Here is a 15710-nt window from a genome sequence, read left to right on the forward strand (position 1 = left end):
GTTGACATCCAACTAGTTGGTTGGCTACCGTCTCGCCACATGGCTATCTCCTTTCCTCATGTGATCCGCCGCTCCGGCGACGACGTGGGTTCCGTGTCTGCTCGTGAGCGCGTGCGGGGCGAACCCGCCGCGGATGTCGCCCGGTTCGGGCCGACGATGGTGGCCTTCGTGCTCACCGCGGTCCTGGTCAGCGGCCAGCTGTACGTCGTGATCCCGCTCCTGCACGACATGGCGGCCGGTTGGGGCGCGTCCACCGGTGCCTTGACCTGGCTGGTCACCGCCTTCGGCATCGGGTACGGCGTTGGCTTCCTGGTGTTCGGCCCGTTGTCCGACCGGTTCGGGCGCCGGCGGCTGCTCCTGCTGGGACTGCCGCTGGCCGCCGTCACCACCGCGCTGGTGGCGTTGAGCCCCTCGCCGGAGGCGGCCTTCGCGCTGCGGGCGCTGCAAGGGGTGGCCGTGGCGATGTTCCCGCCGGCGGGTATGGCGTACCTGGCCGAACGGGTCGAGCCACGGCGCAGGGTCGTGGCGATCGCCGCGGTGACCGGCGCGTTCCTCGCCTCGGCCGTAGTTCTGCAGGTCGCCGCCCAGGTGCTGGTGGGGGCGGTCGGCTGGCGAGGGCTGTTCGGGCTGTCGGCGGCCGGGTTCGCGCTGGCCGCGCTCGGGCTGCGCGCCGTCATGCTGCCCGACCTGCCGCGCGAGGGGTCGGGGTCGCTGTTGTCGGTGTACCGGTCGGTGCCGGGGCTGCTGTTCGACCGGGTGCTGCTGCTCCGGTACGTCGCGACGATCGTGCTGATGGTCGGCTTCGTGGCCGTCTACACGGGATTGCAGATCTACGGCATGGCATCGCCGAGCGAGCTGCTCCTCCTGCGCGCCGGCGGCCTGCCCTCGATCGTGCTCGTACCGCTGCTCATGCCCTGGCTGGGCCGGATCCCGGCGACCACGCGGGCCGTGTCGCTGCTGTTCGCGGGGGCTGTCGCGCTGGCCGTCATCGGCTGGACGGCCGCCGCCGCCCTCGGGCTGGTGCTCCTGCTCGCCGTCTATGTCGCCTCGATCACCGGTGGCCTGCCGAGCCTCAACGAAGCGGTCTCCGCGCGGGCGGGGCAGGCGCGTGGCACGGCGCTGGCGCTGTTCTCCTTCGCCCTGGCCGTCGGTGGCAGCGTCGGCCCCCAGGTGGCTGCCGCGTTCGGCGGGTTCGGCCCGCTCATGTACGGCCTGGCGATCGCGATGACCGTGGCCGCCGCGGCCGTCCTGGCCTCGACCCTGTCCCGCGGCGCACGCTGAAGACCGGGCGGGCTTCCGGTGGCGGGCTACCGGCCGGTAGGGTGTTACCAGTGGTAACGGCTGGCTCTGTGGGCCGTACCTGAGCATGGCCTGGCGCCTTTAACAGGATTTTTCAGGGAGTAACAGCATGGGCGGCTTCTGTCCGGAGTTAAGCGACGACGTCGCCGAGGTACGCGACTGGGTGCACACGTTCGCCCGCGACGTGATCCGCCCAGCAGGCGCAGAGTGGGACGAACGCGAAGAGACCCCCTGGCCCGTCATCCAGGAGGCCGCCAAGATCGGTCTGTACTCGCTCGATTTCTTCGCCACCCAGTGGTTCGAGGAGAGCGGCCTGGCGCTGCCGGTGGCGTTCGAGGAGATCTTCTGGGGCGACGCGGGCATCGGCCTGTCCATCGTCGGCACCGGCCTGGCCGCCGCCGCCCTGTCCGCGAACGGCACGCCGGAGCAGATGGGGGAGTGGCTCCCGCAGATGTTCGGCACGGAGAACGACGTCAAGCTGGGCGCCTTCTGCGCCTCGGAGCCGGACGCGGGCTCCGACGTCGGCTCCATCCGTACCCGCGCCGTGTACTCCGGCGGCGACTGGATCCTGAACGGCGTCAAGACCTGGGCCACCAACGGCGGCATCGCGAACGTCCACGTGGTCGTCGCCTCGGTCGAACCATCGCTGGGCACCCGAGGCCAGGCCACCTTCGTCATCCCACCCGGCACCCCCGGCCTGTCGATGGGGCAGAAGTTCCGCAAACACGGCATCCGCGCCTCCCACACCGCCGAGGTCGTCCTGGACGACGTCCGCGTTCCCGGCTCCTGCCTCCTCGGCGGCAAGGACAAACTCGACGCCCGCCTCGCCCGCGTCCGCAACGGCGGACGCGCCGGCGAGCAGGCGGCGATGCGTACCTTCGAAACCACCCGCCCCTCGGTGGCCGCGATGGCCGTCGGCATCGCCAGGGCCGCCTTCGAGTACGCCAGGGACTACGCGCGGGAACGCGAGCAGTTCGGCCGCAAGATCGGCGAGAACCAGGCGATCGCCTTCCTCCTCGCCGACATGGCGACCCGCGTGGACGTGGCCCGCCTGCTCACCTGGCGCGCCGCCTGGATGGCCCGGATGGGCCGGCAGTTCGAGCAGGCGGAGGGCTCGATGTCGAAACTGGTGGCGGGGGAGACGGCGGTGTGGGTGACGGAGCAGGCGATCCAGATCCTGGGCGGGGCGGGGTATACGCGGGAACATCCCGTGGAACGCTTCCACCGGGATGCCAAGATCTACACGATTTTCGAGGGTACGTCGGAGATCCAGCGGTTGATCATCGGCAGAGCGGTCACCGGCCTGCCGGTTCGTTGAGGACCCCGCACGTCAAAGGGGGTGGCAGAACCGTCAGCGCGGCACGCCACCCTTCACCGGTCCCTCGCCAAGGGGGTTCGGGGCGCCGGAACTGCCGGTCGTTGGCGTTATCCGGCCGGAAATTCCCTCATTGGCCTGGCTCGGCGCCGGTCAGGGGACGTTGATGTCGACCGCGAAGTCGCTCATTGCCACCTCGTCTTTAGGGCGGCGGTTGAAGCCCCAGTATCCCATCGTCTTGGTTACGGCAGCCTCCACGCGCCAGTGGCCGCTCTCGACGTTGAAGGTCGTCGAGGCGTGCACATTGCGGCTGTGCTCGTGCTCCAGGAAGCTGGACTGCTCCACGAGCGTCTGGCCGTTCCTTCGCAGGCGTAGGTACGGATGCCACGGACCGGATCGCAGGTGCGGGCCAACACGCTCTGGGGCGCGGCGTCGTGTTCGGGGAGTTGGGCGATCATGTAGCGGACACAGCGTTCGATCTTGACCCGATACAGGCGGGCCGCCTCGTTTCCGTCGGCGTCGCGCAACGCGTCGAAGACGGCGGTGTCCTCGTTGGCGATGGTGTCGCAGGCCTGGCTGTAGTCCATGAGCTCGGCCGCGGCCGACGCGCGCTCGAGATCTCCCTCTCCGACGAGACGCTCCGCGAACTCGACGACATCTGGCCGGGTCCAGGAGGAGAAGCGCCCCAAGCATACGCTTGGTAGTACGAACCTCATGGTGGGTCGCGAGGCAGGGTGAGGGTCAGGACGGCTCCGCCGTGGGGTGCGTTGACCGCCGTGAGGGTGCCGCCGTGCAGGCGCGCGTTCTCGGTGGCGATGGCCAGGCCCAGGCCGCTGCCGTCGGTCCGGGTACGGGCGGCGTCCGCTTTGGTGAAGCGGTCGAAGACGTGGGGCAGCAGGTCGGCGGGGATGCCGGGCCCGTCATCGGACACGGCGATGCTGATCCGGTCCGTATCGGCCCGAACCCGGATGAGCACCGACACCGCTGTGCCGCCGTGCCGCAGCGCGTTGCCGACCAGGTTGGCGAGGATGACATCGACGCGGCGCGGGTCGAGGCGGGCACGCAGCCCTGGGGGAACATCGGTGCGGACCCGGTCCTGCCAGTGCCGCAGCGCGAGTGTCTTGGCGATGAGCTGGGCCAGGTCGATCTCGTCGAGGTGCAGTACGGCGGCACCGGCGTCGAAGCGGGATACCTCGATCAGGTCCTCGACCAGGTGGGTGAGCTTGCGTGTCTCATCGGAGACCAGGTGCAGCGCCTCGGCGGTGAGCGGCGCGAGGCGACCGGAGGCGGCGTCGGCGTCGAGGACCTCCGTCACGGCGGCCATGGCCGCCAGCGGCGTACGCAACTCGTGGGAGACGTCGGCGGCGAACCGGCGCGCCCGCGCTTCCATGGCGCGCAGCGCGGCCGCGTCGGCCTGGAGCGTGGCCGCCATGGTGTTGAAGGTACGGCCGAGATCGGCGAGCTCGTCATCCCCGGTGACGTTCACACGGGTGTCCAGACCGCCGTCCGCCATCCGCTCGGCGGCCGTCCGCAACTGCCGGACCGGTCGCAGCAGCCTGCGCGCGGCCAGCAGCGCGAGGACGATCGAGGCCAGGGCGACGGGCAGGGCTCCGGAACGGGCTGCGGCCGCCAGGGTGTCCACGTCCTGCTGCTGGGAGGCAAGGGAGAAGGAGGCGTAGACGGTGAGCGGCGGGGGGCTCTGCGGGCGTGCGGCGGCGACGACGGGAAGGGCCACGGCCAGCCAGGGCGTTTGGGCGTAGTGGAAGCGCTGGGCCAGCGCGGTGGTCGCCGAGGTCGCCTGGGTACGCAGTCGCGCGGGCAGCGGCGGCGCCTGCGCCCCGGCGGTGATGAGCGGGCCGCCACGATAGGACAGGGCGGTGCGCCAGCCGCGCGTGCCTGCCGCGCGGTCCAGCTGCAGCGCCAGCGTACGCAGGTCCGCCTCGGTCGGGTCGGCGGGCAGGTCGGGCGCCCGGGCGGTGAGGTGGGCGCGGAGCTCCTGCAAGGCGTCGGCCTGAACGCGTTCCACGATCGCGGTACGGCCCTGGCGGAAGGTGAACGCGGCGGCGGTCAGCGCGCTGAGCGCGGAGACCAGCAGGAACACCAGGACCAACTGGGCCCGCAGGCCGCGGGCGAGAGGCCAGCGGGTCACAGCGGCCCGACCCGGCAGCCGAAGCCGGGTCACAGCGGTCCGAACCGGTAGCCGAAGCCGCGCACGGTCTGGATGTAGCGGGGGCTGCGAGGGTCGTCCTCGATTTTGGCCCGCACCCGCATCACGCACGCGTCGACCAGCCGGTAGTCGCCGTGGAAGCTGTGCTCCCACACCTGTTCCAGGAGTTGCTGGCGGCTGAAGGTCTGTTCGGGCGCGGCCGACAGGAACAGCAGCAGCTTCAGCTCCGTCGGCGCCAGCGCGAGTTGCGCGTCGTGCTTGAGCACGCGTAAGGCGACCCGGTCGATGAGCAGATCGCCGTGGGTGGTGCGGGCGGCCTGGCCGGGGGAGGCGGGCTGGGTGGTACGGCGCAGCACCGCGCGCATGCGGGCCTCGATGACCTCACTGCTGGCCGGCTTGATCACGTAGTCGTCGGCGCCGGCTTCCAGGCCCACGACGACGTCCACGTCATCGTCGCGCGCGGAAAGGATCACAATGGGCACCTGGCTGAAGGCGCGGATTCGGCGGCATGTCTCCAGGCAGCTCATGCCGGGAAGCATCAGGTCGAGCAGTACGACCTCGGGAGCGCTCGCGATGAGTTCGGCCAGCCCGTCCTCGCCGGTCGCGACGAGCAGGGTCTCGTGGCCTCGGTGGCGCAGGCCGAGGCTCACGCCCCGGCGCACGGCCGGGTCGTCTTCTATCAGCAGTACGCGGGTCACGAAGGGGCTCCCTGTTCGTCCGGGACGGCCGACCCGCTCTCATCGCACCTGACCGGCCAGGGGTCCGCCAGACCGGGCTCGAACACCTTGATGACGGGGTCGTCGCCGAGGCCCGGGACCGCGGCGGCCGTACACACCAGCTGGCTCACCGCCACCGGCCGCAGGTCGCGCACCAGCCACGGTAAACGCAGCTCCACCCGGCCGTTGGTCGTCCTGGCTCGGATCGGCCGGGTCGCCGACGGCAGCCGCGTGATCAACCCCCGGGCCCGCTCGGCCGCTGTGGGGCCGGCGAGCAGCGCGTCCATGGCCTGCCGCAACCGGTCTCCGGCCGACGCCGGCCGGGACACCGGCCAGGTGCCCTGGGGTGTGACGAAGTACACCCGCAGCAGCCGGCTGCTGTTCTCGGTCAGGCCACCTCGGGCCGGCTGACCGGCGGGGAGCGCGTCGGTGTCGGTGATCCCGCAGCCCGCCAGCGTCGCCGCAGCGATCAGGACAGCCGCCATGCGGCACAGCACCCGCGGCATGACAGCCGCCACGCGGCGGAGCACATCCGGCATGAGCACCTCCGGCATGACAGCCGCCATGCGGCGCAGCACCCCCGGCATGTGTTCGCTCTCGTTCTTCGGCATGGTCTCTCCGGCTACGGCTGGTTCAGCAGGCTCACATCGACCGTCCCGGCGCCGGGTTGCGGCCGCGGTATCACCGCCCACAGCCCCACCGCCATCATCCCCGCGACGGCCAGCGCCGCCCAGCCGCGCCGCCCGGTGGCCCACCGGGCGCGCAGTCGTACCGGATCCTCGACCGCGGCCTTCGAGATCAGCGCGGCCAGCAGCGACAGTCCGACCGCGGTGATCGTCCAGCCCCAGCCGTCGAGCCCGGCCACCGGACGGGGCAGCAGCAGGTAGACCGGCCAGTGCCACAGGTACAGGCTGTAGGACAGCTCGCCCAGCCGCCGCGGTACGGCGCTGCCGACCACCCTGCCCACCAGACCGTCCGGCGTACGGGCCAGGAGCGCGATCAGCACGGCGCTGCCCAGGGAGTGCGCGAACATCCCGCCCTGGAACAGGCCCGGGGCCTCTTCCCCGCCGGTCAGCAGCCATGAGGCGGACAGTACGCACAGCAGCGGTACGCAGATCACCTCCACGGCCAGGCGTGGCAGGCCGGCCACGGCGTCTCGGACGGGCGCCGTGGCGGCGGCCGCGCCGAGCAGGAGGGAGAAGGCCCGGGTGTCGGTGCCCTCGTAGGCGCGGGTGGTGTCCACGGCCACCCCGAGCTTGATCATGAGCAGCAGCGAGATGAGCGCACCGGCGACCGCGACGAGCGCGACTCGCCGCTGCCCGCCGGGCCCTTTCCCGGCCAGTGCCACTATCAGCGGCCAGACGAGGTAGAACTGCCATTCGACGCCGATGCTCCACAAGTGGGCGAACAGCCGCGTGCCGGACGCATCCCAGTATCCGAGCTGTTCGTGGATATAGTGCCAGTTCACGCTCTGGGCGGCCACCCAGGGCGTGTCCTGGAGGGCGAACCTCAGCATGTCCGGCCCGGCGAACGCCCAGGCCAGCAGCAGCGTCGACATGACCATGACGGTCAGCGCGGGCAGGAGACGGCGCGCCCGGCGCTCCCAGAAGGCCATCAGTCCGAGACGGCCGCCTCCGCCGAGATCCTCCAGGAGCAGGCCGGTGATCAGAAAGCCGGACAGGACGAAGAACAGGTCGACGCCCAGGAATCCGCCGCGCAGCTGCCCGGCGTGAAACAGCAGGACCGCGGCGACGGCGAGCCCGCGCAGCCCGTCAAGCGCGCCGATATGCGCGCGGCGAGGGGCAGAAACCATCACCCCCTCGCCGCGAGGAGCTGACACCATCAGCCGCAGCCGAGTTTGGCGAACCGCTCATCGCCGGTCCACGGACCGGTGGCCCAGACGCCGGGGGCGGCCGGGGTGAAGCCGGCCAGCCTGCCGAGCCGCTTGGCGAACCAGGTGGCGAAGGCAGCCGACCCCTGCTGGCAGGAGTGGATGCCGTCCTTGGCGCGCTGGGCCTTGCCGGCGGCGTAGTCGCTGCCCCACAGCTCGGAGGCGTCCAGGTAGCGAACGTGCGCGGCGTCGGCGGCCTTGGCGGCCATCGCGGGCGCGCTCTTGATCGCGTTCTCGTGCGGCTTGAAGAATTCGTCGATCTTGAACGGCGGGGCGGACACCAGCACGAGCCGGGCACCGGCGTCCTTGGCCGTCTGCGCGAGCTTCTGGTAGGCCGACAGCTGCTGGCGGGCGGGGGCCCCAGTCATAGCTGGTGATCTGGTACGCGATCACCGTCGGCCGGAAGGAGGCGAGGTTCGCCTTCAGCGTCTTCCACGTGTCCCGGGCCCCCATGGTCGTCACCGGATGGTCACCGGCGACGACGTTGCCGCCGCCGTCGGAAGTGGCGTTCTTGAACGCCACACCGTCGGCCTTCAGCGCCGCCTCCAGGGCCGGGGCCTGCGCGGCCGCGATGGAGTCACCCATCCATAACACCCTGACGCCGGTCGCGGCGTGCCGAGTCTGCTGGGCCGCGGCCTGTCCATCGCCAGAGGAGGCGGGGGAGGCGGTTGAGGAGCCGCAACCCGCGAGCGTGACCCCGACCGCGACGGCCACGGCCGCGGCCAGAAACGTTCGAGGAAACAGGAAGCCAGGGGAGAGGTTCGTCGCTTGCATGACCATCAGGCAAGCAGACGATTCCCGAGGTCAACCGCGTTGTCATCGTTTCATCACACAATGGGGGAACGGCTGTCACGAAGGCAGGACCCCGGCGTCTGCGTGCAGCGATTTCTGACGATCAGCGGCGTCGCCGGAAGCGGCGCGCGGTCAGCCGGCGGGGCAGCCTGAGATGGAAGCCGGTGGCGTCGAGCAGGGCGAGCAGGACACCTGCTCCTCCCGCCAGCCCGGCGGCGCGGAAGTCCTCGGCCGGGGTGTCACCGGGCCTGGCCGGACGCGGGTCGATCCGTCCGGTGGGGTCCCAGAGGACCGCGATGGTGGTGCCCGCCTTCGCGACGGAGGTGCGGGTGGTCATCGAGTCCGGACCGGCCTGGGGGCAGGCCAGGCTGTAGTCGTAGGAGATCTCGGTGCGCGTGGACGTCCACGTGGTGCCGGGGTCGCCGGGTGAGGTGCCGGGCTGGAAGTGGGTGTCGGTGACGGTGCGCTGTTGCGGGGTCTCCTGCCGCACCAGGCAGTGGCTCACCTGGCCGCGCTGGGCCAGCGCCTGCCGCGCCACGGCCTCGTGGGCCAGATTCAGGCAGTAGAGCAGCGCCATGGCCATCGCGAGGCTCAGTAACACCCGGGTGCATCTGAAGAACGCCAGGCCGATCGGTGCCACCGCCACGAAGAAACCGATGATCGCCAGGACGACCCCGATCCAGCCGCCCGGGCCGTAGGCGTCGAGATAGCCTCTCCCGAAGGCCAGCGCGATCGCCAGCACGGCCGGCCACACGCGCAGCAGAGCGCCCCGCACGTCCGCGGAGCGTGTGTACCTGCGAGGCAGAGGCATCTGATCACCCTCGCCATCGGTTCCCGCGCCTCTCACGACGTAAACGTCATCCGGTCGAGCCGCGGTTTCCCGAGGCAGGTGGAGGTCATGGCGGCGTTCTCAGGTCAGCGACCGGCGGCGGAAGCTCACCATCCCGATGGCGGTCAGCACCACGCAGGAGCCGGTGAGGACGACCATCGAGATCCACGGCTCGATGTGCGGCACCTGCGGCTCCAGCGCCGCCCGCACTCCCTCGCTTGCGTACGTCATCGGATTGAGCGCGGTCAGGACCTGGAACCAGGGCAGCTTGCCGAGCGAGGGCCACGGGTATTGGGTACCGCCGGTGAACAGCATCGGCGCGATGATGAGGGCGAACATGATGCCGACCTTGCTGGGCGGCAGCAACGTACCGATGATCAGCCCGATCGCCCCGGCCGCCCAGCCGCCGAGCAGGACCGACAGCACGAGCAGCGGAAGGCCGTCGACCCGGAACGTCGCGTCCTGGACGATCAGCATGCCGGCGGGCAGCGTGACCGCAGCGGCGAACAGCGCGCGCAGCGCCGCCGCCAGCACCTTCTCCAGCCCGACCAGGGAGATCGGGACCGGCGCCAGCAGGCGGTCCTCGATCTCCTTCGTGTAGCCGAACTCCATCATCAGCGGCAGGGCGACGGCCTGGAGCGCCGCCACGAAGCCGCTCATCGCGACCACGCCGGGAAGCAGCACGTCGTCGTAGGAGGGGTCGACGTAGGCCAGGCGGCCGAGCACGCCGACGAAGATGAAGAGCATGACGAGTGGCTGGAGCACGACCTGGGCGAGCACCGAGATGATGTCGCGCCACGTCACGACGGCATCGCGCCACAGGATCGCGAGGACCACGCGCAGCGGGCTGACACCCCTGCGGACGGCTGCCTGGGCGGACACGCTCATCGCAGGCTTCTCCCCGTCAGGGCGATGAAGACGTCCTCCAGGCTCGGCTCGCCGATCTGGACGTCGGTGATGGGACAGCCGCGCCTGGCCAGCAGTTGCGCCACCGGTCCGAGCACGGCGGCGGGGTCGCGGCTCACGTAGAGCCGGAAACGCGTCTCGCCCGTGGCCGGCCCGGCGGGGGCTGCCGCCGGACGTGGGGGGCCGAAGGGCGGCGCGCCGCCCGGTCCGCCGCGTACGGCGGGTGCGGACTCCACGCGTTCGACGCGTTCGACGCCGTCGACACCGGCCAGGACGTCCGGCAACTCCAGCAGGCCGAGCGGGACATCGGGCAACTCCAACAGGTCGGGCAACGCCGGGACGTCGGGCAACGCCAGGACGTCCGGCAGCTCCCGGGCGGCCGGTCCAGGCAGCCGCGCGATGGTGATGTCGAGCATGCTCTTCCCCTCCAGGCCGCGCGTGAGCGCGTGGACCGTGTCGAGCGCGAGCAGCTTGCCGTGGTCGATGATGCCCACCCGGTCCGACAGGTCGGCGGCCTCGTCCATGTCGTGCGTGGTCAGGACGATCGTCACGCCCGCGGCGCGCAGCTCGCGGATCCGGTCCCACACGAAGAGCCGCGCCTGCGGGTCGAGCCCGGTCGTCGGCTCGTCGAGGAACAGCACGCGAGGGTCGTGCATCAGGGCCCGGGCGATCAGCAGACGCTGGGCCATGCCACCCGAATAGGTGTTGACGCTGTCGCGCCCCCGCCCGGTGAGCCCGAAGGACTCCATGAGCTCGGTGGCCCGGGCCTTGCGGAGCGCTCGCGGCACGCCGTGGTAGGCGGCGTGGAAGACCAGGTTCTGCCAGGCGTTGAGGGAGCGGTCGAGGTTGTTGACCTGGGGCACGACGCCCAGGAGCCGGCGCGCCGCCACCGGGTGGGCCACGACGTCCACGCCCAGGACGGTGGCCGTGCCGCCGGTGGGGATGACGCGGGTGGTGAGGATGCCGATCGTGGTGCTCTTGCCCGCGCCGTTGGGGCCTAACAGACCGAAGATCTCTCCTGGGCGGACCTCGAGGAAGAGCTCGTCGACGGCGTTCGCCGGAGCGCCGGGATATCGCTTGACCAGGGCGTCGATGGCGACGGCGGAGTCATCGACCTTGCTGACCTTCACCGCTTTCCGCGTCTGCGATCCGGGCACGAGTGGCCTCCCGTTCGTCGAATTCGTCGAAGAGGATGGTGTCGATGAGGAACCTGCGGATGATCGCCTCGTGCTCGGGATCCGGCAGGCCGGGGGTGAGCGGGGGCGCCTGGCTCAGGACGCTCCCCACGCGCTCAGTGATCTCCTTGCCGCGCGGCGTGAGCACCAGCAGGACCTTTCTCCGGTCCACGGTGTCCCGCAGGCGATCCACGAGGTGATCGCGGGCCAGCGTGTCCACGACCCCCGTCAGCGTGGAGACGTGCACCCGGCAGCGCCGGGCGATCTCGGTGTGGGTGCCCGACCCGCGGCTCAGGGCCAGCAGCACGTTCATCCCCGCGACGGAGACGCCGTGCTCCTGGCTCAACAGAGCGTTCCACCGGCTGTTCAGCACGTTTCCCGCGATCGACACCAGATGGGGGAGCGGCGCCTGCTGGAGGTCGGACTCCACCGAACGCTCAGACGTCATGTTCGTCAGGCTATCAGTTTTGTTTGGTGCCATACATTATGGGCTCGTATATTTTTGCCCCATAGCTTTTCTGGACGCCGGAGCGCGTGCGGAAACCGTCGCTGGACGGCTACCGAATGCGCGGTGCAGCGGTTCATTACAGAACGCATCTGGACTATCGCAGTGAGTGATATACGGTGGTCGGGTGGCTTCCGAACCCCCCACGGGCGCGTACATCCCGGGCACCTTCGACACCGAGCGGCGCTCCGCGGCCGGTCTGCCGCTGGCGCTGATCGAGCAGTGGCGTGACACCGGTCAAAGCCACGACGACGCGCGGCGGCTGCTGGGCCGATTCGCGGCCCGCGGTTACAGCGTGGTGTCCGACTCGGCCGGGCTGACGAAGCTCAGTCAGCGGCTGGGCCTGCTGGAGGTGCTGGCGCTCATCGACCGGCCCAAGCGGATCCTGCACGCCCACGCCAGAGCCATCGGCGGCGAGGCGGTGGGCGTGTGGGCGGCGGACAACGCCCAGATGTTCCATCCGGAATCGGCGGACGCGGGAGTGCTGCTGTCGGTCCTGCTGAAGGTCCAGGACGAGATCGGACGCTCCTGCCGCGTACGGATCGGCATCGGTGCGCACTACGGGAGCTTCTACGGCCTGGCCGGTGGGCTGTACGGTCCAGAGGCCGACGCGATCGAGGACATCGCGGAGAACCACACCGAAGGCGGGGAGCTCGCGGTGACGGGGGCGGTCGTCGACCGGTTGCCGCCTGGCCACTCCTTCGTCCTGCGACGCAAGGACGGCCCCGAGGGCGTGGTCGGCGGCGTGTACCAGGTGCTCGACGGGCCTCGTCCGGGCGATGTGCGGCCGGTCGAGGAGCTGCGTTACCCGATTCCCTACTCCGCGGCCTTCTACGCCGACCTGCTGAGGTTGGAGCGCTGTCCCGAGGACGTCGAGCTGGCCGGGCGGCTCGCCGCCGAGCATCTCCAGGACCGGACGGTGGTCCTGGTCGAGCGGAGCGTCGCCGCGGCCGAGACGCCTGAGCTCGGGCTGCTGAGAGGGCTGGCCCTGTCGGCCGTGCTGAGGGAGACGGGACTGGCGCTCATGCCCGCGCGGGGTGCCGTGGAGATCAAGATCGCCGGACCGCTGGCCCTCTACCTGTTCGAGGCGGCCGCGCCGGCCGTGCGCTTCGCGCGGCGCCTGCGTGCGGACCTGGCCGAGCGCGAGATCGTCTGCCGGATCGGGGTGGCCGCCGGGCCGGTGCTGGCGGGTGAGACGCCGGGTGGTGGGTGGGATGTCGCGGGTGCGCCGGTGAATCTCGCCTCCAAGATGGCGCAGGATCTCGGCAGGGCTGGTCGTGTCTATCTGAGCGAGGCCGTGCGTGAGCAAGTGAACGAGGCCATGCATCTGGACGGCTTCACCGCCGTCCAGCGCACGATCTCCGGCGTGGAGATGACCTTTTTCGAGGGTTGAATTCTCTTTCCCAGCGCGAGGTCCTTCTTTATCCTCATGCTCAAGAGTGTCTGTGAACGTTCACAGAGGAGCCCACCCATTTCTTGAGCAAGGAGATCGGGATGGCCGTCAACCACCTGGACCGACCCTGGAGGATGGGGGGCACGCTCTTCCTCGCGCTGGCGACGCTGCTCGCCGTCGCGCTCGTGAACCCCGCCCCCGCCTCGGCCGCCACGCTGACCATGCGCGGCGCCGACGTCTCGTCGGTCCAGCGAAGCCTGGACCTCGGGGCCAAGTACTACAACGCCGCCGGTACGGCCGCCGACCCGCTGGACATCCTCGCCGGCGTCGGCGTCAACTACGTCCGCCTGCGCGTCTGGAACAACCCGGCGAGCGGCTACAACAACAAGGCGAAGGTTCTGGCCTACGCCAGGACGGTCAAGGCCAAGGGGCTCGGCCTGATGATCGACTTCCACTATTCGGACACCTGGGCCGACCCGGGCAAGCAGTTCAAGCCGGCGGCGTGGGCGAGCCACGGCATCGGCCAGCTCCAGACGGACGTCTACAACTACACCTACGACGTCTGCAACAGCCTCAAGGCACAGGGCACCACGCCCGACAGCGTGCAGATCGGCAACGAGATCAACGTCGGCATGCTCTGGAACGACGGCAAGGTCATCAACAACGACTTCACCAACCTGAGCCTGCTGCTCAAAGCCGGTTACAACGCGACCAAGGCGTGCAATGGCGGCACCCAGGTGATCATCCACACCGCGGACGCCGACAGCCTCGCCAACGCCCGCTGGTTCTACGACGGGATCAGGGCCAAGGGCGTGCCGTGGGACATCACCGCCCTGTCGTACTACTGCATGTGGCACGGCCCGCTGTCCACCCTGTCCACGGTGATCAGCGACACGAGGTCCCGGTACGGCAAGCCGGTCATCGTGGCGGAGACCGCCTACCCCTTCACCGCGGCCAACGCCGACAGCGAAGGGAACGCGGTGAACGGCTCGGCGCCGTGCTCGGGCTACCCGGCCACCTGGGCGGGGCAGGCGAGCGAGTTCGCCGCGGTCCAGAACACCGCGCGCGGCGCGGGTGCGATCGGCGTCTTCTACTGGGAGCCGACCTGGTACGCCATCTCCGGCAACGGCTGGGACCCGGCCAACATCAACGGCACCGGCGACCAGTGGGACAACATGGCCACCTTCAACTGGACCGGCGGCATCAATCCCAGCATCAGGTGGACCCCGTAGGCCGCGGAGTCACCTGCCGAGGATCTCCAGGTAGTGCTTGTTGTACATCACGCCGAGGATGTTCCCGAAGGGGTCGACCACGGACGCGGTGACGAATCCCGGCCCCCGCTCGACCGGCTTGGCGTGCACGGTGGCGCCCAGGGACAGCAGCCGCTCGAAGGCGGCGTGGACATCGTCCACGTGCCAGTAGATCACCGCCCCGCCGGCCTGGTCGGACCGGCTGTGCGGGGCGAATCGGCTGTCGACGATGCCGAATTCGTGCTGGTAGTCGCCGAGGCGGAACTCGACGTACGCGGGCGGCCCCTCGACCGGGCGCGTGAAGTACGGCTCGATGCCGAGCAGTTCGGAGTACCAGTCCCGGGCGGCCGGGATATCGTCGGCGAAGAAGCTGACGGTGGTGAGTCCGCGCAACATGGGTTTGTTCCTTACTTCCGGTCGGTGTCTATGACCATCCTCCAAGCTAAAGTGCTCACCAATTGACCACTTTCTTGGGCACGATGGGGGCATGCGCGCTGACCGCCTGGTTGCCACCCTCCTGCTCATGCAGAGCCGTGGCCGGGTGACCGCCGCCGAGCTGGCCGGCGAGCTCGAGGTGTCCGTCGCCACCGCCCGCCGCGATCTGGAGGCGCTGTCCGCGGCGGGCATCCCGGTCTATCCGCAGGCCGGACGCGGTGGCGGCTGGTCGCTCGTCGGCGGCGCCCGTACCGATCTCAGCGGCCTGTCGGCGACCGAGGCGCAGGCGCTGTTCCTGCTCGTCGGACCGGCCGCGGCCGTCTCGGGTGCGGCCAAGGCGGCGCTGCGCAAGCTCGTACGGGCGCTGCCGCAGACCTTCCGGGCCGACGCCGAGGCCGCCGCCGGCGCGACGATGATCGACCCCACCCGGTGGGGTGAGCGTGATCGCCGCCGCCCCGAGCTGGTCGATCTGCTGCAGGCCGCCGTGGTCCGCCGGCGGAAGGTCCGCCTGACCTACGCCGGCAGCGCCCGGGAGCGGACCGAACGGCTGATCGACCCGTGGGGCCTGGTCGACAAGGACGACATCTGGTACCTGATCGCCGGGACCGAACGCGGACAGCGAACCTTCCGGGTCGACCGGATCATCGCGGCCGAGCCGACCGGCCAGCCCGCCGAACGGCCGGACGACTTCACGCTCGCCGCCGCGTGGGAGCAGGTCGTGGGGGAGGTGGAGCGGCGGCGTTCGGGTACGTGGGCGACCGTGATCATCGAGGCCAGGTTCGTGCCGGTGCTGCGCACCCACTTCGGGCGGCACTGCCACACCGACGGCGAGCTCGACCACGGCCGGGTCCGGGTCCGCCTGGCCGCGCCGACCCCGCTCGACATCGCCAGGAACCTGGCCGGCTGGGGCTCGATGATCGAGGTGGTCGAGCCGCGGTCGGTCCAGGCGGAGCTGGCGCGGATCGGCGCCGAGCTGGCCGGCCAGTACGCCGGCGAACGTTGACGTTGCAGCGATCGGGCCCGAACTTACCTTGTAC

Annotated in this window: 17 protein-coding genes; 6 read left to right on the forward strand and 11 right to left on the reverse strand. The window is 70.5% G+C overall.

The window, feature by feature from the left end; all coding sequences use genetic code 11:
* The first annotated feature begins 39 nt into the window (after window positions 1–39).
* Entirely contained in the window at window positions 40–1281 is a 1242-nt protein-coding gene (locus LDL49_RS35170; protein ID WP_225297704.1) for an MFS transporter, read from the forward strand.
* 127 nt (window positions 1282–1408) lie between these two features.
* Complete coding sequence (locus LDL49_RS35175) at window positions 1409–2617, forward strand: acyl-CoA dehydrogenase family protein (RefSeq protein ID WP_225297706.1); 1209 nt, start codon at window positions 1409–1411, stop codon at window positions 2615–2617.
* Between the two features lie 150 nt (window positions 2618–2767).
* On the opposite strand, the gene LDL49_RS35180 is transcribed toward LDL49_RS35175, so the two are convergent.
* Window positions 2768–2959, reverse strand: a complete 192-nt coding sequence (locus tag LDL49_RS35180) for a hypothetical protein (RefSeq protein ID WP_225297708.1) — start codon at window positions 2957–2959, stop codon at window positions 2768–2770.
* 89 nt (window positions 2960–3048) lie between these two features.
* Here LDL49_RS35180 and LDL49_RS35185 point away from each other — a divergent pair, with 89 nt between their 5' ends.
* Window positions 3049–3318, forward strand: a complete 270-nt coding sequence (locus LDL49_RS35185; protein ID WP_225297710.1) for a hypothetical protein — start codon at window positions 3049–3051, stop codon at window positions 3316–3318.
* 8 nt (window positions 3319–3326) lie between these two features.
* Here the strand turns inward: LDL49_RS35185 and LDL49_RS35190 are convergent, their stop codons facing one another.
* The 9 genes from LDL49_RS35190 to LDL49_RS35230 form a co-directional block, all read right to left on the reverse strand.
* Window positions 3327–4763 (reverse strand): ATP-binding protein, encoded by a 1437-nt coding sequence (locus LDL49_RS35190; RefSeq protein WP_225297712.1) that lies wholly within the window; start codon window positions 4761–4763, stop codon window positions 3327–3329.
* Between the two features lie 29 nt (window positions 4764–4792).
* Window positions 4793–5479: a response regulator transcription factor gene (locus LDL49_RS35195; protein ID WP_225297714.1), complete on the reverse strand. Its 687-nt coding sequence runs from the start codon at window positions 5477–5479 to the stop codon at window positions 4793–4795.
* Entirely contained in the window at window positions 5476–6108 is a 633-nt protein-coding gene (locus tag LDL49_RS35200) for a GerMN domain-containing protein (protein WP_225297716.1), read from the reverse strand. Before LDL49_RS35200 ends, LDL49_RS35195 begins: the two co-directional genes overlap by 4 nt.
* Window positions 6109–6119: 11 nt before the next feature.
* Complete coding sequence (locus tag LDL49_RS35205) at window positions 6120–7310, reverse strand: acyltransferase family protein (protein ID WP_225297718.1); 1191 nt, start codon at window positions 7308–7310, stop codon at window positions 6120–6122.
* Window positions 7311–7339: 29 nt separating this feature from the next.
* Window positions 7340–7756 carry a hypothetical protein gene (locus LDL49_RS35210; RefSeq protein ID WP_225297720.1) on the reverse strand — a complete coding sequence of 139 codons (417 nt, stop codon included), beginning with the start codon at window positions 7754–7756 and terminating at the stop codon, window positions 7340–7342.
* Window positions 7757–8283: 527 nt separating this feature from the next.
* A complete protein-coding gene (locus LDL49_RS35215) occupies window positions 8284–8955 on the reverse strand; it encodes a hypothetical protein (RefSeq protein WP_225297722.1) in 672 nt (223 codons plus the stop codon).
* A 135-nt stretch (window positions 8956–9090) separates the two neighbouring features.
* Complete coding sequence (locus tag LDL49_RS35220) at window positions 9091–9897, reverse strand: ABC transporter permease (protein WP_225297724.1); 807 nt, start codon at window positions 9895–9897, stop codon at window positions 9091–9093.
* The gene (locus tag LDL49_RS35225) at window positions 9894–11072 is read right to left on the reverse strand and encodes an ABC transporter ATP-binding protein (RefSeq protein ID WP_225297726.1); all 1179 of its coding nucleotides are present in this window, start codon (window positions 11070–11072) and stop codon (window positions 9894–9896) included. The genes LDL49_RS35220 and LDL49_RS35225 overlap by 4 nt, the downstream gene beginning before the upstream one ends.
* Window positions 11023–11538, reverse strand: coding sequence for a MarR family winged helix-turn-helix transcriptional regulator (locus LDL49_RS35230; RefSeq protein WP_225297728.1), 516 nt, complete (start codon window positions 11536–11538; stop codon window positions 11023–11025). Before LDL49_RS35230 ends, LDL49_RS35225 begins: the two co-directional genes overlap by 50 nt.
* A gap of 184 nt (window positions 11539–11722) precedes the next feature.
* Here LDL49_RS35230 and LDL49_RS58630 point away from each other — a divergent pair, with 184 nt between their 5' ends.
* Entirely contained in the window at window positions 11723–12988 is a 1266-nt protein-coding gene (locus tag LDL49_RS58630) for an adenylate/guanylate cyclase domain-containing protein (RefSeq protein ID WP_225297730.1), read from the forward strand.
* Window positions 12989–13071: 83 nt separating this feature from the next.
* Window positions 13072–14220 (forward strand): glycoside hydrolase family 53 protein, encoded by a 1149-nt coding sequence (locus LDL49_RS35240; protein ID WP_225297732.1) that lies wholly within the window; start codon window positions 13072–13074, stop codon window positions 14218–14220.
* Window positions 14221–14229: 9 nt separating this feature from the next.
* Here LDL49_RS35240 and LDL49_RS35245 read toward each other — a convergent pair whose 3' ends face one another.
* Window positions 14230–14634 (reverse strand): VOC family protein, encoded by a 405-nt coding sequence (locus tag LDL49_RS35245; RefSeq protein ID WP_225297734.1) that lies wholly within the window; start codon window positions 14632–14634, stop codon window positions 14230–14232.
* Between the two features lie 91 nt (window positions 14635–14725).
* On the opposite strand from LDL49_RS35245, the gene LDL49_RS35250 reads away from it, so the two are divergent.
* Window positions 14726–15676, forward strand: coding sequence for a helix-turn-helix transcriptional regulator (locus LDL49_RS35250; protein ID WP_225297735.1), 951 nt, complete (start codon window positions 14726–14728; stop codon window positions 15674–15676).
* The last annotated feature ends 34 nt before the right edge of the window (window positions 15677–15710 follow it).

The sequence above is a fragment of the Nonomuraea aurantiaca genome, from assembly GCF_020215705.1.
GTDB classification, from domain to species: domain Bacteria; phylum Actinomycetota; class Actinomycetes; order Streptosporangiales; family Streptosporangiaceae; genus Nonomuraea; species Nonomuraea aurantiaca.